The 24,432-nt window shown below is 68.9% G+C and carries 16 protein-coding genes; 5 read left to right on the forward strand and 11 right to left on the reverse strand.

Translation table 11 applies throughout. The annotated features are described in order from the left end of the window. Positions 1-54 precede the first annotated feature (54 nt). The 4 genes from ACFYTQ_RS21250 to ACFYTQ_RS21265 all read right to left on the reverse strand — a co-directional run bounded on the left by ACFYTQ_RS21250 (position 55) and on the right by ACFYTQ_RS21265 (position 4,726). Positions 55-609 (reverse strand): methylated-DNA--[protein]-cysteine S-methyltransferase, encoded by a 555-nt coding sequence (locus ACFYTQ_RS21250; RefSeq protein ID WP_387363405.1) that lies wholly within the window; start codon positions 607-609, stop codon positions 55-57. Next, positions 606-2,102 carry an AlkA N-terminal domain-containing protein gene (locus tag ACFYTQ_RS21255; RefSeq protein WP_387363408.1) on the reverse strand — a complete coding sequence of 499 codons (1,497 nt, stop codon included), beginning with the start codon at positions 2,100-2,102 and terminating at the stop codon, positions 606-608. Before ACFYTQ_RS21255 ends, ACFYTQ_RS21250 begins: the two co-directional genes overlap by 4 nt. A 138-nt stretch (positions 2,103-2,240) precedes the next feature. Next, a complete protein-coding gene (locus ACFYTQ_RS21260; RefSeq protein WP_387363410.1) occupies positions 2,241-2,432 on the reverse strand; it encodes a YbdD/YjiX family protein in 192 nt (63 codons plus the stop codon). Further along, positions 2,429-4,726 (reverse strand): carbon starvation CstA family protein, encoded by a 2,298-nt coding sequence (locus tag ACFYTQ_RS21265; protein ID WP_387363413.1) that lies wholly within the window; start codon positions 4,724-4,726, stop codon positions 2,429-2,431. Before ACFYTQ_RS21265 ends, ACFYTQ_RS21260 begins: the two co-directional genes overlap by 4 nt. A 235-nt stretch (positions 4,727-4,961) precedes the next feature. Between ACFYTQ_RS21265 and ACFYTQ_RS21270 the strand changes: the two genes are divergently transcribed. The 3 genes from ACFYTQ_RS21270 to ACFYTQ_RS21280 all read left to right on the forward strand — a co-directional run bounded on the left by ACFYTQ_RS21270 (position 4,962) and on the right by ACFYTQ_RS21280 (position 8,091). Then, positions 4,962-6,284, forward strand: coding sequence for an ABC transporter substrate-binding protein (locus ACFYTQ_RS21270; RefSeq protein ID WP_387363416.1), 1,323 nt, complete (start codon positions 4,962-4,964; stop codon positions 6,282-6,284). An 80-nt stretch (positions 6,285-6,364) separates the two neighbouring features. Continuing rightward, the gene (locus ACFYTQ_RS21275; RefSeq protein WP_387363419.1) at positions 6,365-7,261 is read left to right on the forward strand and encodes a carbohydrate ABC transporter permease; all 897 of its coding nucleotides are present in this window, start codon (positions 6,365-6,367) and stop codon (positions 7,259-7,261) included. Then, a complete protein-coding gene (locus tag ACFYTQ_RS21280) occupies positions 7,255-8,091 on the forward strand; it encodes a carbohydrate ABC transporter permease (protein WP_387363422.1) in 837 nt (278 codons plus the stop codon). Before ACFYTQ_RS21275 ends, ACFYTQ_RS21280 begins: the two co-directional genes overlap by 7 nt. Here the strand turns inward: ACFYTQ_RS21280 and ACFYTQ_RS21285 are convergent, their stop codons facing one another. Continuing rightward, positions 8,092-9,474 carry a tetratricopeptide repeat protein gene (locus ACFYTQ_RS21285; protein WP_387363425.1) on the reverse strand — a complete coding sequence of 461 codons (1,383 nt, stop codon included), beginning with the start codon at positions 9,472-9,474 and terminating at the stop codon, positions 8,092-8,094. Positions 9,475-9,595: 121 nt separating this feature from the next. On the opposite strand from ACFYTQ_RS21285, the gene ACFYTQ_RS21290 reads away from it, so the two are divergent. Next, positions 9,596-10,216, forward strand: a complete 621-nt coding sequence (locus ACFYTQ_RS21290) for a TIGR03086 family metal-binding protein (RefSeq protein ID WP_387363428.1) — start codon at positions 9,596-9,598, stop codon at positions 10,214-10,216. A gap of 26 nt (positions 10,217-10,242) precedes the next feature. Then, a complete protein-coding gene (ychF, locus tag ACFYTQ_RS21295; RefSeq protein ID WP_387363431.1) occupies positions 10,243-11,337 on the forward strand; it encodes a redox-regulated ATPase YchF in 1,095 nt (364 codons plus the stop codon). Between the two features lie 334 nt (positions 11,338-11,671). Here the strand turns inward: ychF and ACFYTQ_RS21300 are convergent, their stop codons facing one another. From ACFYTQ_RS21300 to ACFYTQ_RS21325, 6 genes are all read right to left on the reverse strand, one after another. Beyond that, a complete protein-coding gene (locus ACFYTQ_RS21300; RefSeq protein WP_387363434.1) occupies positions 11,672-12,670 on the reverse strand; it encodes a pentapeptide repeat-containing protein in 999 nt (332 codons plus the stop codon). A 190-nt stretch (positions 12,671-12,860) separates the two neighbouring features. Continuing rightward, positions 12,861-13,694 (reverse strand): alpha/beta fold hydrolase, encoded by an 834-nt coding sequence (locus ACFYTQ_RS21305; protein WP_387363437.1) that lies wholly within the window; start codon positions 13,692-13,694, stop codon positions 12,861-12,863. After that, positions 13,694-14,851: an FAD-dependent monooxygenase gene (locus ACFYTQ_RS21310; protein WP_387363440.1), complete on the reverse strand. Its 1,158-nt coding sequence runs from the start codon at positions 14,849-14,851 to the stop codon at positions 13,694-13,696. Before ACFYTQ_RS21310 ends, ACFYTQ_RS21305 begins: the two co-directional genes overlap by 1 nt. Beyond that, positions 14,851-15,711: an SDR family NAD(P)-dependent oxidoreductase gene (locus ACFYTQ_RS21315; protein WP_387363443.1), complete on the reverse strand. Its 861-nt coding sequence runs from the start codon at positions 15,709-15,711 to the stop codon at positions 14,851-14,853. The genes ACFYTQ_RS21310 and ACFYTQ_RS21315 overlap by 1 nt, the downstream gene beginning before the upstream one ends. A 6-nt stretch (positions 15,712-15,717) precedes the next feature. Then, positions 15,718-17,046, reverse strand: a complete 1,329-nt coding sequence (locus ACFYTQ_RS21320; protein ID WP_387363446.1) for a hypothetical protein — start codon at positions 17,044-17,046, stop codon at positions 15,718-15,720. After that, complete coding sequence (locus ACFYTQ_RS21325; protein ID WP_387363449.1) at positions 17,046-24,041, reverse strand: amino acid adenylation domain-containing protein; 6,996 nt, start codon at positions 24,039-24,041, stop codon at positions 17,046-17,048. The genes ACFYTQ_RS21320 and ACFYTQ_RS21325 overlap by 1 nt, the downstream gene beginning before the upstream one ends. Positions 24,042-24,432 lie beyond the last annotated feature (391 nt).

Raw genomic sequence — 24,432 nt, forward strand, 5'->3', positions numbered from 1 at the left:
TAAGCCCCACCCCCACCCGCACCCCTTATTCAAATCCGCACCCCCTACATCCCCTTACAACGAGTGCGGATCCAAATAAAGAGTGCGGCTGTACTGCCGAACCTTGGTAGCGGTGGATTCGTGGTCGAGCAGCCAGCGTTTGATCGGGAGCCCCCAGCGGAAACCGCCCAGGCTGCCGTCTGTTCGGAGGACTCGGTGGCAGGGGACGAAGAGGGCGGCGGCGTTGCGGGCGCAGGCGTTGGCGGCGGCGCGGATGGCTTCGGGGCGGCCGGAGCGTTCGGCGTAGGTGGTGTAGGTGATGGGGGAGCCGGCGGGGATCTTGCGGAGGACTTCCCAGGCGTGGACGAGGAATGGGCCGGAGAATTGGCGGACGGTGATGGCGTCGATCGCGAGGATGTCGCCTGCGTGGTATCGGAGGACGGCGTCGGTGACCGGGCCCAGTGAATCTCGTTGGCGCAGTTGGGTGGGGCGCAGGGTGGGGTGGATGACGGGACGCAGGTCCTCGGGGTCGGCCGTCCAGCCCGACGCCAATACCGCACCGTCCGAATCGACGATCGCCGTGAACGGTCCCGCCGCGGTATCCACCGTCGCGACATCCGCGAAAATCATTGCTGCGCTCCCACTTTCACGACGGACCGGGCCGCCACCCCATTGACCGCGCCGCTGGTCCGCTCGGCCAGCGCGCGCTTCCACAGATGCATCGAGAGATACGACCGCCACGGCGCCCACCGCGCGGTCTCCGTCAGATCGATCCCGAGCAGCGTCGCCCCCCGCCGCACGACCAGATCCGTGTGCAACAGGATGTCCGGATCCGCCAGCAGCCGCATGGTCACGTAATCGGCCGTCCACGGCCCGACCCCGTCCAGCGCCAGCAGATCCCGCCGCACGTCCGCGGCCGTCCGGCCCGCGTGCAACGCCAGCTCGCCCGACGCCAGGGCGCGCGCCGCCGACAGGATGGAGGTGGTCCGGCGCGTCGGTCCGGTCAGCACCTCCGCCCCCCGGTCGGCGATCGCCTCGGCCGACGGGAACAGCCGCGGCACCGGCCCGCTCACCGTCTCGCCCAGCGCCTCCACCAATCGCGCCGTATGCGTGGCCGCCGCCGAGACCGAGATCTGCTGCCCGATCATCGTGCGCAGCAACAACTCCTCGGCGTCCAGACAGCCGGGCACCCGGATGCCGGGGCTCACCGGCATTCCGTGGAAGCCGTTCGCCAGCCCCTCGTCGATGCCGATGGGATCGGCGTCCAGGTCCAGCAGATGTCGCAGGCGTGCCACCGTCGGCGCGAGGTCCCGCATGTCGTGCAGCGCGAGCGCCGCCCGGACGTGCCCGGTCTGAATGCTCAGCCGAGCCGTAGCGTGCCCGTGCGGCGTCCGTAGGCTGCGGGTGTAGGTGCCGTCCTCCCACTGCTCGATGCCGGGCACCGCGTGCGAGGACAGGAACCACTCCAGCCACGGCTTGTCCAGCGGTTCGCGATAAGGCAACCGGAGAGTGAGCATGCCGTTGGTGGCGGGCAGGGTGTCACCGCGCGAACGCCGGGACTCCTCCCGCAACACCGTCGGGCTCACCGCGAACACCTCGCGCACGGTGTCGTTGAACTGCCGGATGCTGGCGAAACCGGCCGCGAAGGCGATGTCCGACATGGACATTCGCGTCGTCTGGATCAGCAGCCGCGCGGTGTGCGCGCGATGCGCCCGCGCCAGCGCCAGCGGTCCCGCGCCGAGCTCGGAGGTCAGCACCCGGGTCAGCTGACGTTGCGAGTACCCCAGCGCCCCGGCCAGCGCGGGCACGCCGCCGCGTTCGATCACACCGTCGGCGATCAGGCGCATGGCGCGCGCCGCCAAGTCCGCGCGGGTGTTCCACAGCGGGGATCCGGGGGTCGCGTCGGGCAGGCAGCGGCGGCAGGCGCGGAAGCCGCCCTGTTGGGCGGCCGCCGCGGTGGGCAGGAACGTGACATTGGAGCGCTTCGGGGTGATAGCCGGACACGATGGGCGGCAATAGATTCCGGTGGTGCGCACCGCGGTCACGAAATGCCCGTCGAAACGGGCGTCGCGGGTCGCCACGGCACGGTAACAACGCTCGAAGTCCAGACCGTTCGCACTCACGGGTTCCACCATGTCAGCCCGAGCGGATCCGCGCTAGCGGAAAACAGACAGCTACCCCCGCGATGCAACGTTTCATGGTCATTCGGTCTGGCTATGAAACGATTGCTCGTTATGTGCTGGGGCGCCCGCGAATTCCGCTCAACAGCACCGGGTGGTCGGGTTGCGGTCCGCCGCGGCGTACCGCTCCCGCCAGTACTCCCGTTCCGTCGGCACGGCCCGGTCGGGGTGATTTCGCCGCAGATGCTCCACGTAGCGGGTGTAGTCCTCCCCGCCGATCACGGCGTTCACGTACCGGATCAGTGCCCGGCCCGTACCCAGGACGGCGCTCACTCCCGCGCCGAGGCGTGTGCCGCCCCCGGAATCCGGACCTTGCCCGCCTTCGCCAGCTCGTCCCATTCCCGCTGCACCTCCTTCTCGGCCGTGCTGGTGAGAAAACCGCTGGGGCCGAAGATCTTCGACGGCACCTCGGGCGTCTCCGCGGTCGGCCCGCCGCCCTTGCGCAGCGCCCGGACGCACACCAGCAGGCCGGTGATCGCCACGATCAACACCAGCACCGCGAACACGATGGACAAGGTGCCCTGAATCGCGGTGTTGCGCACCACCTTGTCCATATCGGCCATGGTCTTGGCGGGCGCGAGCACCTTCCCGGCCGCCCGCGCGTCGGAGTAGATACTGTGCTGCTTCCAGTAGCCGAGGTTCTTGTCCGAGGAGAAGATCTTCTGCCACGACGCCGTCATGGTGACGATCAGATCCCAGATCAGCGGCAGCGCCGGAATCCACGCCCACTTCAGCAGGCCCTTCTTCACCACGATCACCAGCACGACGGTCAGCGCGACCGCGGCCAGCAGCTGGTTGGCGATGCCGAACAGCGGATACAGCGTGTAGATGCCGCCCAGCGGATCGGTCACGCCCATCAGCAGCACCGAACCCCAGCCCGCCACGACCAGCAGCGAGCACAGCCACGCGCCCGGCAGCCACGACGGATCCTTGAAGCGCCGCGCCGCGCCGCCCAGGTTGCCGAGGGTGTCGGAGAGCATGAAGCGCGCCACGCGGGTGCCCGCGTCGATCGTGGTGAGGATGAACAGCGCCTCGAACATGATCGCGAAGTGGTACCAGAACGACTTCAGTCCCGTACCGCCGATGAACTTGTGCATCACCTCGGCCATGCCGACCGCCAATGTGGGCGCGCCGCCGGTGCGCGAGACGATCGTCGACTCGCCCACATCGGCCGCGGTCTGATTCAACTCGGCGGCGGTGATCGGCGTGCCGCCCAGCCCGAGGCCGTTGGTGTAGGCCGCGGCCTTGTCGGCGGTGCCGCCGGTGAGGCCCGCGCCCGCGTTCATGGCGAAGTACAGGTGCTGGTCGAGGATGCTCGCCGCGATGATCGCCATGACCGCCACGAACGACTCCATCAACATGCCGCCGTAGCCGATCATGCGGGCCTGGGACTGCTTCTGCAGCAGTTTGGGTGTGGTGCCGGAGGAGACCAGCGAGTGGAATCCGGACAGCGCGCCGCACGCGATCGTGATGAACAGGAACGGGAACAGGCTGCCCGCGAACGAGGGACCGCTGCTGTTGCCCGCGAACTGGGACACCGCGGGCGCCTTCAGCACCGGCATGGTGAAGACCACGCCGAGCGCCAGCAGCACGATGAATCCGATCTTCATGAACGTCGACAGATAGTCGCGCGGCGCGAGCAGCAACCACACCGGCAGCACCGACGCGACGAACCCGTAGATGATCAGCATCCAGGCAATGGTCGTCCCGGACAGCGTGAAAAGGTCACGCCCCCAACCGGATTCGGACACCCACCGGCCGGAGATGATGACCAGCAGCAACAGCGCGAAACCGGCCAGCGACACCTCGCCGACCTTGCCCGGCCGCACATACCGCAGGTACAACCCCATGAGCACGGCGATCGGAATAGTCATCGAGATCGAGAACACGCCCCACGGACTGCCGCCGTGCAGCTGCCCGTCGGCGCCCTTCGTGGCGGCCAGCGCGTTGACCACGACGATGCCCAGCACCGCCAGCAGGATCACCATGATCGCCAGCACGGCGAGCAGCGCCGCGACGCCGCCGAACAGGCCGAGTTCCTCGCGGGCCATCTGCCCGAGGCTGCGCCCGCGCCGCTTGACCGAGATCCACAGCACCAGATAGTCCTGCACCGCACCCGCCAGCACGACGCCGACGACGATCCAGATCGTGCCGGGCAGATAGCCCATCTGCGCCGCGAGTACGGGACCGACGAGCGGCCCGGCGCCCGCGATGGCGGCGAAGTGGTGGCCGAACAGGACCCGACGGTCCATCGGCATGTAGTCCTTGCCGTTCTCGAGTTCCTCGGCGGGCGTGGCGACATCGTCGCGCGGCTTGGTGATCCGGTACTCGATGAGCCGGGCGTAGAACTGGTAGGCGATGACGTAGGTGCACACCGCGGCGACCACGATCCACACCGCGTTGACGCTCTCGCCGCGCGCGACGGCCAGGACGGCCCAGGCGACCGCGCCGAGGACGGCGACGACGAGGAAGACGCCCTTCTTCACCGGGGACAGGGGAGCGCGATCGACCACGCCGACGGGAGGTAGATCGGGGTCCGTTCGGAGGTATTCGGTGGTCGTCGCCATGCCAGCTACTCTCCCGTACTTCTCACTCGGGTCTTGTGGAAACGGACACAACGTAGCCGAACCGACGCACCCGCGGGCCGACTTCACCAAGTCCGAACATTCGGGACGAATGGTCGCATACCGCGCCGAGATCCCGCAGCCGGGATTCCCGGATGCTCGCGTGTTGCCATGTCCCGCAGCGTGGTACTGCGTAAGCTGCCGTGCTGGTCCGCGGCGGCGTCGCCGCGTCCGTCGAATGCCACTGTCCTGGTCGCCGTCGCGGAGGGAGGTCGTCGTGCGTCGCCGGACCGTGCTCGGATCGATGATCGCCGCGCCATTGCTGGGCTCCGGCTGCGGGGGCGCCGATGACGACGCGCTGACCTTCTTCTTCCAGGCGCGCCCCGAGGAGGCGCGGGCGCGAACGCGGATCATCGACGCCTTCCGACGGCATCGTCCCGACATCGAGGTCCGGACGATCCTCTCGGGTCCGGATCCGTTGCAGCAGATGCTGACCTACTGCGCCGGGGGCAGATGCCCCGATGTGCTGATGGCCTGGGAGCTGCTGTACGCGGGCTTGGCCGAACGGGGTGTACTGCTGGATCTGCGGGACCTCATCGCTCGCGATCCGGTCGGGGCTACATTGCGGGAGGACGGGTACCCCGAGCTCTACGACGTGTTCGGTTACGGCGGTGGGCAATTCGCCCTGCCCGAGCAGTGGTCCGGGGTGTTCCTTTACTACAACCGTGAGCTGTTCGCGCGGGCGGGTGTGGTCGCGCCGTCGAGTTGGGACGCGGCGTGGAGCTTCGACGAATTCCTCTCGGCCGCAACGGCTCTGACGCGGGGTACCGGACGGGACCGGCAGTGGGGTTTCGTCGACGGGTGGGTGCCCGCCTATTCGGCCGCCTGCTTCGGGATGAACAACGGCGTCGAGTGGTTCACCCCACCGGTCGCGCCGGTGCGCGCGAATGTCGGCGATCCGCGATTCGCGGCCGGGGTGCAGTTCTACGCCGACCTGGCGTTGCGGCACGGCGTCGCGCCGAAAGTCGCGGATCGCCAATCGGTTTCGGCCTACGACCTGTTCGCCAGCGGCCGGGCCGCCATGCTGCTCGGCGGTCACTGGCTGTATTCGGAGTTCGCCGAGCGCGCCGATCTGGACTTCGATGTGACCGTGCTGCCGGTGGGACCGCACGGCGGCCCGTCCGCGATCACCGATGTCGGCTGCACCGGACTGGCCATCGCCGCGGCCAGTCCACGGCGCGAACAGGCTTGGGAATTCGTGAAATTCGCGACCGGGCCGGTTGGGCAGGCGGTCATCGCGGAGTCCGGTTTGTTCGTGCCGGTGCTGCGTTCGGCCATGCGCTCGCCGGGTTTCCTTGCGGCGCATCGGCGTATCCGCAATCTCGCGGTGTTCACCGAAGGTCCGGAGCATTCCCGTCCGCTCGCGGTCACGCCCACGTGGGGCAAGGTGGAGGCGGTGTTGTCGCGGCAGTTCAGTCGGGTGTTGCGCGGCGCGGCTTCCGCGGAGTCGTTGGGGGACAGCGCTTCCGACGTAGACGCGTTGTTGCGGGAGCGAATATGACACCTCGTTCATCGCCGACGGCCTTCCCCCCGGTGCGGGCGCCGGTAGCTCATCGGCGCGCAACGGCGGATGGACCGAGGATGTCGGGGCGGCGGTCCGGCTTGGCGCGGCGGCGTGCCCGGGCCGGGGCGCTTTTCGTGCTGCCGAATATGACGGTCGTCGCGGTGTTCCTGCTGTTCCCGCTCGGCTTCTCGCTGTATCTCAGCTTCCAGCACTGGGATCTGTTCCGGCCCATGCGTTTCGTCGGATTGGGGAACTATCGGGAGTTGCTCGGCGACCCGCTGTTCGTCATCGCGCTGCGCAATACCGCGGTCTTCACCGCGCTGACCCTGGTGCCCACGGTCGCCATCAGCCTCGCCGTGGCGGCGGCGCTGAATCGAAAACTGCCGGGAATCGGGCTGTTTCGCACGCTCGCCTTCCTGCCGCTGGTCGCCTCGACCGTGGCCATGGCGGTGGTGTGGCGGTTCCTGCTCGCCACCGACGAGGGGCCGGTGAACACGATGCTGGGCTGGATCGGTGTGAAACCCGTTCCGTGGCTGAGCGATCCGGCCTGGGCGTTGATCTCGCTGAGCCTGGTCACGGTGTGGAAAAGCGTGCCGTTCGCGACGGTGGTGCTGCTCGCCGCCATGCAGGGCATCCCCGAAACGCTCTACGAGGCGGCGCGTCTCGATGGCGCGGGCGCGTGGCGGCGGTTCCGATCGATCACGGTGCCGCTGGTGCGCGGGGCGCTGTCGTTCGTCTTCGTCATCACGATCATCAACACCGTGCAGGCGTTCGACCAGGCGTACGCGCTGACCGACGGGAACGGCGGACCCGAAACGGGCACCTATGTCCTGGGAATCATGCTGTTCCAGAACGCCTTTCGCTTCTACGAGGTGGGTTACGCGGCCGCGCTGGCATGGGTGATCTTCGCGCTGCTGCTGGTCGCGACGCTGGTGCAGCTGTGGTTGTCGCGCCGGGAGGCCGAACAGTGGTGACCGACCGCGCGATCCTGCGCCGCACCCTGCGCGGGCTGCTCGCCTATGCCGTCCTGGTGCTGATCGCGTGGTGCGCGATCGGGCCGATCCTGTGGGCGCTGTCGACATCCCTGAAAGACGGTGGGCTGCTGAGTGATTCGAGCCCGATCCCGCCGCACTGGTCCAACTACGGCCGCGTCTTCGAGCTGCTTCCGCTCGGCCGGATGCTGCTCAATACCGCGGGCTACGCCGCGTGCGTCACCGCGGGCCAGGTACTGTTCTGCTCCCTGGCCGGATACGCCTTCGCGCGCCTGCGCTTTCCGGGCCGTGACCTGCTGTTCCTCGCCTATCTGACCACGCTGATGGTTCCGCTCACGGTCACCGTCCTGCCGCAGTTCCTGCTCATGCGCGCCCTCGGCTGGGTCGACACCCCCTGGTCGATGATCGTGCCCGGCCTGTTCGGTTCAGCCTTCGGCACCTACCTCATGCGCCAGTTCTTCCGCACGCTCCCCACCGAATTGGAGGAGGCCGCCATCCTCGACGGCTGCACCCCGTGGCAGACCTACTGGCGCGTCCTGCTGCCGCACGCCCGCCCCGCCGTCATGGTCCTGGCCGTCCTCACCTGGATCACCGTCTGGAACGACTTCCTCTGGCCCCTGGTCATGATCCAGCGCAACGACATCGCCACGGTCACGCTCGGCCTGGTTCGCCTCCAAGGCCAGTACCACACCCAATGGCCCCTCCTGATGGCCGCGGCCCTGCTCGTGCTGACCCCGCTACTGATCGTGTACGGATTCGCGCAGAAGGCGTTCGTGCGGGGGATGGCGCAGTCGGGGTTGGGGGGTCGGTGATCAACGGCTCTGGGAGCCGGGCAGATCCGGTAGGTCGGTCGGGTTGGTGCGCAAGGCCGCCTCGTAGCTGAACGCCAGCAGTTCGCGTGCCCGTAGGGTGTCGGGGTGGTCGGGGCCCAGCAGGCGTTCGCGATCGGCGGCGGTGCGGGCGTACGCCTCCACGGCCTCGCGGTAGCGGCCGGTCTCCTGGTAGACGTAGGCGAGGTTGTTGCGGGTGAGCATGGTACTGGGATGGTCCGGGCCGAGGGTGCGTTCGCGGTCGGCGAGGACGCGCTCGTACAGGTCGACGGCCTCGGCGGCGCGGCCGAGGCGCTGATAGGCGTAGGCGAGGTTGTCGCGGGCCTGCACGGTCACCGAATGATCCGCGCCCAGAACGCGTTCGCTGATGTTCAGCGCGCGCTGGTACAACTCCACCGCCTCGGTCATGCGGCCCGCGGCGGCGTGGTCGTCGGCGAGGTTGCCGAGAGCCTCGAGATAGTCGGGATGCTCGGTGCCCAGGGCGCGTTCGCGGGCGGCGAGCACCCGCTCGTCGAGTTCGGTGGCCTCGGGAATGCGGTCGGCCGAACGCAGTGCGGCGGCGAGACATTCGCAGGTGACCAGCGTGTTCGGATGCTCGATGCCGAGCACCCGCTCGCTGTCGAGCATGGTGCGCTGATACAGGTCGATGGCCTCGGACACCCGACCGGCGTCGCGGTAGGCCATGGCGAGATTGTGCCGGGCGGTCAGGGTGTCCTTGTGATCGGAGCCCAGCGCCTGGTCGGTGTCGGTGGCGGTCCGCTCGTAGAGATCGATCGCCTCCTCGATGCGGCCCGCGTGCCGGTAGGTGCGGGCCAGGCTGCCACGGAACGACAGCGTGTCGGCGTCGTGCGGACCGAAGGTGTTCTCGCTGTCGGTGAGGACGCGCTCGTACAGGTCGATCGCCTCGGCGAGCCGACCGGAATCCCGGTACGCGCGAGCGAGATTCCCGGCGGAGACGAGCGTGTCGCGATGCAGCGGGCCGAGGACGCGCTCGCGATCGGCGAGCAGCCGTTCGTAGAGGGCGATGACCTCGCCCTGCCGGTCGGTCGGCTGCGGCGGTTTCTCCTGTTTGGCAACGGGTTTCGTCTCCGCGACCGACGGGGGCGGGAGCTGGCCCGTCGGGCCGAGCGTGAGTTTCAGTGTGTGCGTGGCGCTTTCGGGCGACTCGGGACTGCCCGATCCGGCGACCCACAGCCGTGTCTCGCCCTGCTCGGAGCCGATCACCAGGTGGACGGTCAGTTCGATCGCCTGGGCGTCGAACTGGCGAGACCGGTCGGATTGGATGGGCAGCACATCCAGCTGCCGCGCCAGCGCTGTCAGGGCCCGTGCCAGCGGAACGGGTCGCCGATCCTCCACCGCGACCATCCCCTCTCCGGCGGCCGTCTCGGGCGGGCCGCCCCACCGATCCTAAAGCTCGTTGCGGGAAGTTGTCGGTGTGCCCGCATAAGCTGTGCAGGATATCGAAACACGTTGAAAGGCAACACCCATGAGCAACCCCCGGACTGTCGCCGACCCGGCCGCCGCCCTGGCCCCGGTCTGGCGGGAGGTTCTCATCGGCTCGCACCGCGCGCTCGTCGATGTGGTCTCCGGGATCGGGGGTGACCAGTGGCAACTGCCGACCCCGTGCGCCGACTGGACGGTCACCCAGGTGATTCAGCACGCGGCAGGCGACCAGCGCGCCTACGCCACCGCGCTGGGTGTCGGCACCGGGCCCGACTACGACCCCTTCGCCCCCTCCGGCAGTATCGATGGCCAGCCCGCCACCCTGGTGGCCACCGCCGTCGACGAGGCCGCCGCGGCCTGGGAGCGGGTCACCGACGACACCGCCGCCGTGCCCACCCCGCTCCCGCACGGAGAGCTCCCCGCTCCCGTAGCGGCGGTCATGTGCGGGTTGGATGCGGCCGTCCACGCGTGGGACGTCGCGGTCGCCACCGGGCAGCGTTCCCCGCTCACCGAGGAGATGGCCGAGGCGTTCCTGATCGCCGCGACGGGCCTGGTCGAACCGCTGCGTCAGTGGGGCGCCTACGCCGCCGTCGTGGCGGGCGAGGACACCGACACCGCGGTCCGCCGCCTGCTGCGCTACCTGGGTCGCGATCCTCGCCAGTGACCCCACCCGCGTAGACTCTTGCTCTCGTGAGTCTCACCCTCGGAATCGTCGGCCTCCCCAACGTCGGAAAGTCGACGCTGTTCAACGCGCTGACCAAGAACGACGTGCTGGCCGCGAACTACCCGTTCGCGACCATCGAGCCGAACGTCGGTGTGGTTCCCCTGCCCGACCCGCGCCTCGACAAGCTCGCCGAGATCTTCCACTCCGAGCGCATCGTCCCCGCCACCGTCTCGTTCGTCGACATCGCGGGCATCGTCAAGGGCGCCTCCGAGGGCGCGGGCCTCGGCAACAAGTTCCTCGCCAACATCCGCGAGGCCGACGCCATCTGCCAGGTCGTCCGCGTCTTCGCCGACGACGACGTCGTCCACGTGGACGGCCGGGTGGACCCCGCCGCCGACATCGAGGTCATCGAGACCGAACTGATCCTCGCCGACCTCCAGACCCTGGAGAAGGCCGTGCCCCGGCTGGAGAAGGAAGCCAAGGTCAAGAAGGAGCGCAAACCCGTCTTCGAGGCCGCCAAGGCCGCGCAGGACGTGCTGAACCAGGGCACAACCCTGTTCGCCGCAGGCTCGAAGGTGGACAGCGAACTGCTGAAAGAACTTTCGCTGCTGACGACGAAGCCCTTCCTCTACGTCTTCAACGCCGACGAGTCCGTCCTGTCCGACGACTCGAAGGTCGCCGAACTGAAGGCATCCGTAGCCCCCGCCGACGCCGTCTTCCTCGACGCCAAGGTCGAGGCCGAACTCCTCGAACTCGACGACGAATCCGCCCTGGAACTCCTCGAATCCATCGGCCAAACCGAACCGGGCCTACACGCCCTGGCCCGCGCGGGCTTCCACACCCTCGGCCTCCAGACCTACCTCACTGCGGGCCCGAAGGAGGCCCGAGCCTGGACCATCCACCAAGGCGACACCGCCCCGAAGGCAGCGGGCGTCATCCACACCGACTTCGAGCGCGGGTTCATCAAGGCGGAGATCGTGGCGTACGACGATCTGATCGAGGCGGGGTCGATGGCGGCGGCGAAGGCGGCGGGGAAGGTGCGGATGGAGGGGAAGGATTATGTGATGGCTGATGGGGATGTGGTGGAGTTTCGTAGCGGGTTAGCGTCTGGGAAGAAGTAGGCTGCGCGTATATCGCTGCAGGTAGAGCCTCTACTGAGCGCAGTCGGTGTCCGGGTAGGGCTCAGTGGTTTCGCCAGTGCCTTGCGCTAGCCGTGTCCTTGATCGCGCCGTTCGCATGCCATCTCCCAAGTTGCATGTAACCAGGAATCGACCAGTGCGTGCCGCCCCAATTCCAGCAGCGAGCCGCGCCCCACCGTATCAACATGTACCCGGTAAGTGGACTGTGTTATGTCGGAGCGATCTGGGCACCGAGCTAGCCTCGAGCCACCCACGCACCCCGTCCGCTGCTGCACAGCCCCCCGACGAACCAACGGGTGCACCCACTCGCAGCGACCTAGCGGATCGGAGTGAACCCCGGTGGCCACCGCGTGCTGTCGTCGAATCGCGCCCCATTGAAGGACGCCCCCTGGAGGTTTTCATTCCCCTCGGTCGTCCAGTCCTTCACGAAAACGACGTGGTCGAGTCGAGCTTCCGCATAGCCGGTGTCCTTCAGTTGCGCGCCTCTGAGGTTCGCGCCATCGAAGTAGACATTCCTCATATCCGCGCCCCCAAGGTAGGCGTCGCGAAGATCGGCCGCATTGAAGTTGGCATGCCTCAACCGAGCCTCCTGGAAGTTCGTACGCTGCAAGTTCGCGTCATCCAATCTCGCCGATTGCAGGTCTGCACCCCACAGGGATGCGTCACTCAGATTCGCCTCGCCTAGAGCGGCTTCGGTCAGATCGGCTTGTTCGAGTTCTGCACCAGCCAGGTTGGCGCCCCGGAGCTGAGCCCCTCGCAGGTTCGCATCCCTCAAATAGCCATTCGCGAGGCACGTCTCCGACAGATCGATCTTCTCCGTGCTGTGCGCGCCACGACGACCGATCACAGTCACCACAGCTTGGACATCGATCGGGAGCCGCTGGTCTTTGACCTTGCCGCAATCCGGCCCGATGGGTGAATGGCCTCGAACAAAGGAGCCGAGAACTTCGAAGATCGTTGGCCGATCGGCCGGCGAATCGCTCGCGAGCCGTTCAAGCAGATAGATCCCGCCTAGCCGAACGTCGACGGCGCTGTTCCCCAGCTGTTCTGTGGCCTTCGCGAATCGCTCAGTAGTCGCCGTCTGCCGAGCCAACCCGTATTGATCATTCGTCGCGTGCAGTGACTGGCTGGTGAACCACAGTGCCGCTAGCGCCGCCACCGTGGTCACTATCGATGCCAACTTCGCCCAGCCGCCCCAACCGAACAGCGCACGGGTAGTGCGCCGCATCCGAAAGGGGCGGGTGTTCGGACGGCGGAGCGAGTGGATGCGATTCAGTCGGCGCCGCGCACCAGCAGCCCCCGTTTGAGAAGTCACCGCACGATGGTCCGCCAAAAACGTTGCCGTGCCAACTCTTTCGATACTTGCCCGTGGTTGGGGAGGTGTGTCCTATACAAAGGTTATTCGGCTTCGTAATGTGACCAGAGCGCCGAACAGGGCGTTTGACGTGCAGATATTCGACGGCGCGGTGGTGGAGTTTCGGTTCAACGTGTAGTCGCGGCCGCTCCTACCCAGCGAGGAACTTCGCGATCGTCGCCGTCAGCCCCGCTGGCTGATCCAGCGGGATGCAGGTTCCGCTGTCCGCTATCTCCACCAGCTCGGCCTGGGCGAAGCTGTCCGCCAACCGCCGCCCGTGGTCTCTCGGCATGAGTTTGTCCCGTTCGGCCCAGATTACGAGGACCGGCTTGTCGAAGTCTGCGGCTGCGGCGGCCCAGCGGGACTTGTCCTCTGGCGTGTAGGTGTCGCGTAGGACCTTCGCGAGGTCTCGGCGGATGGCGGGGTCGGTGAAGCGGCGTTGCCAGTCGTCGGCCAGGTCGGTGGGTAGGGGGTGGACCGCGGTGACGTCCGAGGAGGCCGCTCGGCGGCGAATCCAGCTGCTGCGCAGGGCCGTTCCCATGATGTCGAGGGCGAAAGGGATGTGGGCCAGTCGGGCGAAAAGGCGGCCGGGCGCACCCGGAGGATAATTGTCGAACGCCTCGCACGCCGTCAGGACCAAGCGGTCGATGCGGTCCGCGCACCCCTCGGCGAGCATGACCTGGGCTGCGCCCCAATGGTTTTGGATCAGGGTTACCTCGCGCAAATCGAGAGCTTCGAGGAATTCCCCGACCAACCGAGCCAACCCCGCGACGGATAGGTCCGCGTCGGAGTGCATCGGGAGTCGGTGGGCGCCTAGGGGCATGGTCGGTCGTATGCAGCGATAGTCCGACTCCAATCCGGAGACCACCTCGCGCCAGACCCGGCCGTCCTTCATCGCCCCGTGCAGGAAGACCAGCACAGGACCCTCGCCCGAGTCGAGGTATTCGATGGGCCCGGCGGACAGTTCGACGATCTGGGTCGGCATCACACCTCCACAGGGGTGGTCGGTAGGTCGAAGCGCATGGGTTCGATGTTGCGGGAGCGGAGGATTCGCATGGGGGTGTAGCGGAGGATGGCGGTTCGGGTGGCGGCGGCTAGGGGGTTGTGGATTTGTTCGATGCGGCTTAGTTGGCGGGAGCCGGTGACCAGGAGGCGGGCTCGGGGGCGGCGGGTGTTCTCGTAGGTGCGGAGGGCGGTGGTGGGGTCCGGGGTGGTGGCGAGGTGGTGGGCCAGGACGTAGCCGTCCTCGATCGAGGATCCGGCGCCTTGGCTGAGGCTGGTCAGCATGGCGTGGGCGGCGTCGCCGACCAGGGTGACGCGGCCGGTGCCCCACTGGTCCAGGAAGTTCCGGTCCTGGGCGGGGACGCTGACTATCGCGTCGGGAGGGGTTCCGGCGATCACGGCGACGACCTCGTCCGCCCAGCCGTCGAAGGCGGTGACGATGCCCTCCTTGCCGCCGGTGTAGTCGCGAGCGATGTCCGGCGGGACGTTCTTGGTGCCCCACCAGTAGGCGCGGCCGCCGCCGATGTCCATCAGGCCGAAGCGCTGACCGCGGCCCCAATAGTGCCGCGCCGCACCGGTTTCCACGTTCGGATGCGTGAACGGGACCACCGCCAGCCAGCAGACGTACCCGTACTCCCGGACCGGTTCGGGGCCGGTCTGCTGGGCGCGGACGACCGAGCGGATACCGTCCGCGCCGACGAGCACATCGCCGCGGGCGGTGCGGCCGTCGGCGAACTCCGCGGTGACGCCGTCGTCGTCCTGGCGGTAGGAGATCAGCCGGGACCCGAGGTGCAGGGGAGTGTCGCCGATCGCCGCGCGCAGGGCCGTCATGACGTCGGTGCGGGCGAGAGTGACCGCGGGACTGCCCAATTCGCGGGACATGTCCTCGAACGGCAGGGCGCGCAGCTGTCTGCCGTCGGGGCGGTGGATGGTGAACTTCCGGGTCACCCGGCCGGTGGTCGTGAGGTCGATGTCGAGGGCGTGCAGCACCTTGGTGGCGTTGGACAGGATGCCCAGGCCCGTTCCGGTGTCGCGGAATTCCGGTGCGGCCTCGTGGATCTCGGCGTCGATGCCGTGCCGGCGCAGGGCTGCCGCGGTGGTGAGGCCGCCGATTCCGGCCCCGATGATCAGTACGCGCATCAGACGCTCCTCGACAGGATGAGATCGAGCAGGCGGTCCGGCAGCAGCCGGGCCGCCAGCGCGCCGACCGCGACGTCGCGGCCGACGCGGTAGCGGATGCGCGGGCGGCGGGCGGTGAGGGCGTGCTCGATGGCGCGGGCGACGTCGTCGGGAACGGTTCCGCTGGTCGTCGCGGTGGCGGTGTTGGCTTCGGCGAAGGCGGTGAAGCGCTTCCGGTACAGGGCGGCGACCGGTTCGGGGGCCTGGTCGAGGAGGCGGGCGGCCGTGGCGGCCTGTTTGTCCCAGATCGGCGTGGCGATCGCGCCCGGTTCGACGACCGAGACGCTGATCCCGAGCGGCGCCAGCTCCCGGCGCAGCGCGTCCGACAGCCCCTCCTTGCCGAATTGGCTTGCGGCATAGGCGCTCAGGTACGGCAGCGCGACGCGCCCGACGCCGGAGGTGACATTGACGATCCGGCCGCCGGTCGCCGCCGCGCGCAACAGCGGCAGGAACTGCCGGATCATGGCGGCCGGGCCGATCAGATTGACCTCCAGCTGCTGCCGCAGCTCATCGACCGGTACGCATTCCAGCGGCGCGGACACGCTGATCCCGGCGTTGTTCACCAACCCGTGCAGTCCGGCCGCGCCGACGTCCTCGCGAATCCGCTTGTAGGCGTGGACGATCGACTCCTCGTCGGTGACATCGATCAGCACCGGTCGCAGCCGATCCTCCGGCGCGTCGGTCCGTAATCGCTCGGCGGCCCGCTCATCGCGTACGCCCGCGAAGACGGTGAACCCCCGCCGTGCCAGATGCAGCGCGCTCGCCCGGCCGAGGCCGGTGGAACATCCGGTGATCACGACCGCTTTCCCGTTGTCGGCCACGGCTTCTCACTTTCCGCCCGGAACGGGCACGGCGTCGAGTTCGGCGGTCAGCACCCGCAGCGATTCGTCGGCCAGCTCCCGCGCCCGCTCCGGGCCGACCGCATCCTCGATATAGGTGAAGTTCCAGTGCAGCGCACCGTGACCGGTGTTGACGGTGGCGACGAAATAGCCGCTGACCGAGATGCCCGCGATGAACTGCGCGCCGGACAGCTCGTAGTCGCCGACACGGTCGGGGAAGTCGTATCGGCCGATATTGGACAGGCAGATATTGCCGGGGCCGCGGCTGTCCAGCAGGTCGACCGTGCGCGCGCTCGTCGCGACCGATGCGGGGCACAGCACCGGCAGCATGGCGATCTGAGCGAGATGCTGTCGCAGCCGCTTTCGCCGGGACAGACCGCGGTTGAGCCGCCGGGCGACCTCCCAGAAATCCGTACCCGGCCCGTAGCGCGGATACGACGGGACGGTGGCGACGTACGCGCCGACATCGTCCGGACCGACCGGCAATTCGCTACGGAAGTCGATGGGGGAGCCGATCCCGATGCGGCCGGACCGGCCGGGCGCGACGACGGTCCCGTAGGCGTGGGCCAGCGCCGCGACCAGCGCGCCGTGGACGGTGACGCCCTCGGCGCGGCAGCGGGCGGCGAGCGCGGCGAGCAGGTCGGCGTCGAGTTCCCGATGCAGCAGGCGCGACCGTCGCGCGGTGGCCTCGACCGGTCGCTGCGGCGTCAGCCGGTCGGGGCGGGCCGCCAGCGCGACCGTCTGATCGATCAGACCGTTGCCGAGGGCGGCGGCGAGCCCCCACGGGGCACGAAAACCCCTGGGCAGCAGCGCGTCCGGCGCGGGTAGGGCGGGACGCACCCGTGGGGAATCGCCCGCCGCCAGTTCCACCAGCCGCCGCAGGAGGCTCAGCGCCGTCGTCCCGTCGGCGATCACGTGCGAGATCGTCAGGATGAGATCGTGTGTCTCGGTGGCGGTCCCGACCGCGCTGCGGACATCGGTGAGGCGAGCGAGCGGCCGCTCCGTCGACGCCAGCGGCGTCGCCAGTTCGACCTCGTCCACCTCGCGTTCCCAGGTGGTCTCGGCCCCATCCGCGAGGCGCAGCGGTAGGCCGGGCAACGGCGCCGCGACGAATTCCGGCCCGGTCGGCCGATCCGCGATCGCGACCCGCAGCAGCGGATGCTCGCCGACCAGCGCGTCGGCCGCGGCCCGCAGCACGGCCTCGGGCAGCGGACCCCGCAGCCGGACCCGGGCGACCACGTTCAGTGTCGAGAGCTGGTCGCAGATCCGATACCAGCGTTCGCTCGCGCCGAGGGGACGGCGAACCTCGGTGACCATCACGACTCCCTACCAGGGGAACCGTCGACCGGGGCGGGTTCGAGCAGTTCGCTCAGCACCTCCGCCACGGCGGCGATGTGCGGTTCGGTCATCATCGACAGATGGTCGCCGGGGATCTCGCGAATGTCGAGGCCGCGCGGGGCCCAGCGATCCCAGCCGTTGCTCGCACTGCCGAACATGGTGCCCGCCAACCGATGTGCGTGCTCGAGACCGCTGGGCAACCCGTCCCGCGCCCGCAGCAGCGTGACGTCGCGGTCCAGCGGCGACATCCGATAGCCCAGTGTCGCTTCGAAATTGGCGTGGAACACCGCGTAGAGCCGCCGGACCAGCTGCGGGGAGCTGTCCTTGGGCAGGATGCCGTGGTCGACGGCCTGGCGCAGCACCGATTCGAACAGGTGCTCCCGGTCGGTCGCCGAGGTGTCGAAGTCGGTCTCGAGCGCGAGGTCGCCGCGGGCGTAGAAGACGAGTTCGCCGAAGAACCACAGAATGAGATCGCGTTCGGAGATCCGGCCCGGCGGCGTGTCGCCGAGGGCCATGGTGTCCAGCAGGATCAGGCGATCGACCTCGTCCTCCGGCAACTGCCGGGCCATCTCCAGGGCGACGTAGCCGCCGAAGGACCAGCCCGCGATGTGGTACGGGCCGTGCGGCCGGACGCGGCGGATCGCCTCGAGGTACGCGGCGGCCAGATCCGGCACCGAGGTCAGCGGCGTCGTGCCCGGTTCGGCCCCGGCGGCTTGCAACCCGTACACCGCGCGCGTCCCGCCCAGCCGCCGGGCCAGCGGCACATAGCAGATGACATTGCCGCCGATCGGATGGATCAGGAACAGCGGGACGTCGTTGTCGGCACCGCCGCGCAACGGCACCAGCGGGTCGAAGCCGCGGCGCGCGCCGCTGGTCCGCACGATGCGGGCCAGGCCCGCGGCGGTCGGGGCGGCGACGAACGATTCGAGCGGGATCTCGGTGTCGAACCGTTTGGTCAGTGTCATCGCCACCCGCATCGCGCCGATCGAGGTGCCGCCCGCGGCGAAGAAGTCGGTGTCGGCGCCGAACGCCTCGACGCCGACGAATTCGGCCAGCAGCGCGGCGATTTCGCGGACGAGGGCGTCGGCGGGCGGGGTGACGTCCGTCGGTGCGGCGGTGGTGTCGGCGAGCCGCAGCAACGCGGCGTCGTCGCGTTTGCCGCTGGGCGTCAGCGGAAGCTCGTCCACCCGGTGCACCCGGGCGGGGATCATGTGCGGGGGCAGCGTGCGGCGGAGGGCGCTACGGATCTGCTCCGGTTCCGGTGCGGCCGAGGCGGGCACGACGAATGCCTCCAGCACCGCATCGATGCCGTCGAGCCGCCGCGCGAGCACCGCCGCCGCGACCACCCCGTCGATCCGGGCGAGCGCCAGTTCGACCTCGGCACATTCGACCCGGTACCCGCGCACCTTCACCTGGGTGTCGGTGCGCCCGAGACAGACGATCGCGCCGTCGGGCATTCTCAGACCGAGATCGCCTGTGCGATAACGGATTCGGCCGCCGGGCGCGGCGACGAAGCGCTGGGCCGTCAGGTTGGGGCGGTGCTCGTAGCCCTGGGCGAGCCCACTGCCGCCGAGGTAGATCTCGCCGGGCACGCCGGACGCGACCGGGCGCAGGCGATCGTCGAGCAGTTCGATCGTCGCCCCGCCGACCGGGCGGCCGATGGGCGGCAGATCCGGGAAGCGCTCCGGGTCGGACATCGAAAACGCCGCCGCCACATGGCTTTCCGTCGGGCCGTACTGGTTCTCGACCACGACGCCCGGATTCGCGGCGGCGAGCGCCCGGATCTCGGGTGTGATCCGCAGCTGCTCACCGGACGACGCGAGCGCGGTCAGGCCGGTGGGGTAGCGGCCGGTCGCCTGTGCGGCCTCGGCGAAGGCTTGCAGGGCCACATACGGCAGATACAGTCGCGCGATGTCGTTCTCGGCCACCACCCGGACCAGTGCGGCGGGGTCGCGGCGCTGCTCCTCGGTGATCAACCGCATCGTGCCACCGCCCGCCAGCGTGCTGAAGATCTCCTGGAACGAGACGTCGAACGAGAGCGGAGCGAATTGCAGCGTCGTCGCGCCGCGGGCCGAGGTGTACGAATCATTTTGCCAGTCAACCAGATTCGCCAAACCGCGATGTGGCATCGCGACGCCCTTGGGCTCACCGGTGGAACCCGAGGTGAACAGCACGTACGCGACGGACTCCGGATGCGGTGCGGGGAGAACGGCATCGGCGGCGTCCGCGGCGAGCAGTTCGGCCGCGTCGGTCACGATCCGCACCGGCCGCGAGCGCGCGATCATCGCCTCGCGCCGCGCTTGTGGATAACTCGGGTCCAGCGGCACCACGGCGGCCCCCGCCCGCAGCACGCCGAGCACGACGGCGAGCGATTCCACCGCCCGCGGCAGGTGCACGGCCACGCGTGCTCCGGTGGTGACGCCGTCGGCGCGCAACCGCAGCGCCACGCGCTCGGCGGCGCGGTCGAGCGTGCGGTAGTCCCAGCTGGTCGAATCATCCACCACCGCGACCTTGTCCGGGTGCAGCGCCGCGGCCGCCTCCACGAGATGCACCGCGTCCCGGACCCGGGCCGCCTCCACATCGATGGGCCGGTCCGGCCCCCGGACCATGGCCTCGAGCGTGCCGATGAACAGCCGCGCGTACTGCTCGCACTGGGTGCGGCCGAGTGCGTCCCGCCCGGCGCAGATCCGCACCAGGATGTCGTCGGTGCGCGGATCCGTGGCGGCGGTGACCAGCAGCGCGAAGTTGGTCTCCTCGTGGATCCGGAAGTCGGTCAGTGCGAGGTCGCCGCCCTCCCGTGACCCCGAGAACACGTGGTAGTTCACGTAATTGAACGCCGTCTCGAACGGCACCCGGCCCAGATCGGCGATGATGGCGCGCAGCGGATACCGCCGATGCGCGTGACCGTCGCGCTCCTGCCGCGCGATCCGCCGGATGGCGGCGAGCCAGGTTCGGGCGGTGGGATCCAGGCGGGTGGGCAGGGTGTTGAGGAACAGCCCGGCCACCGATTCGCCGCCGGTCCGGGCCGGGCGGGCGTGCGAGACCACGCCGGTGGTGATGTCGTCGGACCCGGACAGGGCCCGTAGCGTCAGGCAATGCGCCGTCAGCAGTACCGATTTCAACGGGACGCGGTGCCGCGCGGCGAAATCGGGCAGCGTCCGGCGCAGCCAACCGGGCAGCACGGCCGTCACCTCGACCGGTCCGGCCGGGCTGGGCGGTTCGTGGGCTCGGGTGCTCGCAAGCGTCGTCGCCGTCGACCCGTCCAGCAGCTCCGACCAGTATCGGCGCGATCGCGCGTCGGCTTCGGCGGCCTGTTCGGCGCGCGCGTACTCGGCCAGCAGCGTCGGCGAATACGGGGTGTCGGCGACGGGTTCGACGTCGTAGCCGAGCCGGAACAGGTAGTCCTGCAACAGTTCTCGCACCAGATTCGCGACACTCCAGCCGTCCAGTACGGCGTGATGGAAGCGCAGGACCAGTTCGAAGCCGTCGTCACCGGGCACGACCTGCATCCGGAACAGCGGTGCCGCGTCGAGCACGTAGTCGTCGAAGTCGAGTTCGTCCTCCGGACCCACCCACAGCGTGTCGGGCACGTCGTGGTGGACGATCTGGATGGGAATCGAACGACCGGTGAGGTCGAAATCGGAGCGCAGCGCGGGCTGACGGCGGACCAGCTGGCGATAGGCGTCGCGAAACGCGTTCTCCCGCCACGGCATTCGCAGCCGGTAGCGGAAAACGTCCTTGTACAGGGTGGATTCCGCGCGTTCCACGCTGTGGTACAGCATGCCCAGCTGAAGGGCCGTCGCGGGGAACGCGTCCTCGACACCGGTGAGCGTGGCCCGATCGATGAGCGGAATCAGTTCCAGCACGGTCGAGACGCCCGTGTCCGGGGCCGGACCGTCGGCCGCCACGGCCGCGGCCAGATCGGCGATGGTCGGGCGGGTGAAGAACCGATCGATGTCGACGCGCAGCCCGCGCTGTTCCGCGGCGCTCCGAAGCCGTAGCGCCAGAATGGAATCGCCGCCGATGGTGAAGAAGTCGTCGTGCACGCCCAGATCGGCGGCGTCGATGCCCAGCACCTCCGCCCACACCGCGGCGACGGCGCGTTCGGTGTCGGTGCGCGGGGCCTCGGAGCGCTCCCGGCGGTGTTCCGGATCGGGCAGCGCCTTGCGATCGACCTTCCCGCTGCGGGTGAGCGGGAGCGCGGCCAGCCGCACGAAATGCGACGGGACCATATACCCGGGCAGGCGCTCGGCGAGGTGGTCGGCCACGGTTGCCGCCGTCGCCTCGCCGGTGTAATAGGCGACCAGAGTCGTCGCGTTTCCGCTGATCCGGGTGTGGACGATTCCCGTACCCACACCGGGGCATTCCCGTAGGGCGTTGTCGATCTCGCCGAGCGTCACGCGGTTGCCGCGGACCTTCACCTGGTCGTCGAGGCGGCCGAGGTATTCGAGGGTGCCGTCCGCGAGCCAGCGGACCAGATCGCCGGTGCGGTAACGTCGCCCGCCGGGGACACGTTCGTCGGCGATGAAGGCGGCGGCGGTGAGGTCGTCGCGGCCGTGATATCCGCGTCCGACACCGACTCCCGCGATATTGAGTTCGCCCGGCACGCCGAGCGGGCAGCGTCGACCGCGGTCGTCGAGCACCAGCAGCGCGATATTGTCGATCGGCCGTCCGATCGGCACCCGCACCGGATCGGCGGTGAGTTCGATATGCGAGACGTCGACGGTCGCCTCGGTGGGTCCGTACAGGTTGATCAGCCGGACGTGCGGCAGGCCGAGGTCGGCGAACACCTGCCGGAAGCGCCGGACCAGGGCGGGGGCGAGCGCCTCACCGCTACAGAACACCAGGCGCAACGAGCCCAGAGCCGTTGCGTCGATGGCGTTTTCGGTGAGGTGGTCCAGGAACGGTCCCAGCATGGACGGCACGAAGTGCAGGACCGAGACGCGGTGGCGCGCGATGGCGTCGGCGATGCGGCGCGGATCCCGTTCGCCGCCGTGCGGCAGCAGGGCGAGCCGCGCGCCGGTCACGGCCCACCACATCAGCTCCCAGACCGAGACGTCGAAGGTGGCGGGCGTCTTCTGGAGGATCACGTCGTCGAGGGTGATCGGGTAGGCGCGCTGCATCCAGGTGAGGCGGTTGACGACCGAAAGATGTTCGATCATCACGCCTTTGGGCACACCGGTCGAGCCGGAGGTGTAGATGATGTAGGCGAGGTCGGTCGGCGACGCGCTGGGCTCGGTACTCGAAATACCGTGTGCGGAACCCGGTTCCACGCGTGCGATGCCGAATTCCGTGGCCAGCTCCTCGAATTCCGTGCCCGCGACGATCACGCGGGCCGCGCAGTCGCGCAGGATCGTGCGAATGCGGGCCGCGGGGAAATCCGGATCGATGGGAACGTAGGCGCCGCCCGCGGCGAGTACGGCGTGCACGGCCACCACCAGATCCGGCGAACGGCGCAGCAGCAACGGCACCGGCTCCGCGCGGCGCAGGCCGGACTCCCGCAAGCGCGTGGCCAGTGCGGCGACCCTATCGCCGAACTCGCGGTAGGTCAGTACCGCGACCGTACCGTCGGCATCCGACCAGGACAGCGCGGGTGCCTGCGGCGTGCTCTCGATCCGCGCGGAGACGAGCCGATCGATCGTCGCCGACTCGTCCAGCGGAGCCGGGGGCGGTCCCTCGAAGGACCGCAACCGGTCCACGTCCGCGGGAGCGAGCGGATCCAGTTCCCGCAGCGGCGTTCCCGGATGCCGCAGGCCCGTGTCGAGCAGCCCGAACACGTGCCGGATCAGGTCGTCGACGGCGAAATCCGCGTCGAACACATCGTCGGCGTAGAACACGTCGACCTCGAAGACGCCCTCCTCCTTCAGTTCCCGGACCACGATGTTCAGCGCGTCCAGCGAGTACCCGGAGGAGAGGATCTCCCGCTCGCTCACACCGACCGAGAGCCGCCCGTTCGGAACCGTCAGATAGGAGTAGGTGACATCGAACAACGCGCCCGTGCCCGACCCCTGTTCGCGCAGCGCCTCCTGGAGATCGCCGAGCGGAAAGCGTTGGTGCGCCTTGATTTCCGCGACCGCTGCCGCCGTCCGGGTGAGCTGTTCGTCGAAGGTCGCGGACTCGTCGATCGGCACCAGCAGCGGCAGCATATTGGTCACATTGCCGACGGTGAGCATGTCCCCGGCGCGCCGGTTGAGCAACGGCACGCCGATCACGATGTCGCCGTCGCGGTGGATACGGCGCAGGTACCAGGCCAGTGCGGTCGTCGTCACGGAGAAGACCGATTTCCCGGTGGCGCGCAGGCGTTTCGCGGCCTCGCGGTCGAAGCGCATCGTGCGCCGCGAGCGGGTGTGGTCGCTCGTGCCGGTGCGGCGCGCGAAGAGGGCGGGGGTGACGTCGGTGAACCGGTCCACCAGGACGTCGCGGTCGCGCCGATAGCGGGCGGAGGAGCGATAGTCGAGATCGGCCTCGATGACGTCGAGGTAGCTCGTCGATGTCGTCGGGATCGGCAGGTCGGTGCCGAGGTATTCCGCGCACAGCTGATACAGGGCGATCGAGAGCGCCCACCCGTCGGCGATCGCGTGGTGGGCGTTGAGATAGAAGACGAAGGATTCGATGTCGTCGACGAGCGCGGCCGGACGGATCAACTGCCCGTCGGGCGGCAGCACCTCGTCGGTCGCCCGTCGCATCCAATCCCGCGCTGCCACACGGGGCTCCGGCTCGGCGAGGAAGTCCACCACCTCGATCTCGTCGATGCCCTCGGCGGGCCGTTGGGTCATCGTGCGGGCATCGATCCGCAGCCGCAACGCGTCGTGCCGGTCCGCCACCGCACGCGCGCAGTCCTGGAGGCGGGGCAGATCCAACGGGGCATCGATGCGCACGTAGCCCGCGAGCTGAGCGAGCGGCAGATCGGGAAACACCGTGTCCACCGTCAGGATGTCCCGCTGATACGGCGTCAGCGGCCAGGCTGTACTCACTTCGGACCCCCCTCTGGGCTTGCGGAATCGATCGCCCCGTGCGGTCACGAAGCGAGGTGGACGTCGAACCGCACAAGCGAGCGTTCCGTGTGTTGTGCTGAGCGACAGGCGAATTCCGCGAGGTTCGCCGCGGGACGTCCCTTACCTCGGACGCGGGCGACATTGCCCGCGCACCTCCGAGGTTCGAACCAATGGCGAGTATGCCATTGGGAGATGTAACAGCATATCGATTCCGCTGTGAGGATTTGCACATGGCCATGTGGTCGGCAATGAAATCTTCAAAGAGCGACCGGTTGGCCGCTTTTCGGGTCCGCTGTGTGAGCAGGCTTTCCGGGACCTTGCCCGGCCTCCTGCCGGGGGATAAGATCCGGTGCGGGCCGATGGTTCTTTC

Origin of the sequence: Nocardia sp. NPDC004068 (assembly GCF_042874315.1) — a bacterium.
GTDB lineage: Bacteria > Actinomycetota > Actinomycetes > Mycobacteriales > Mycobacteriaceae > Nocardia.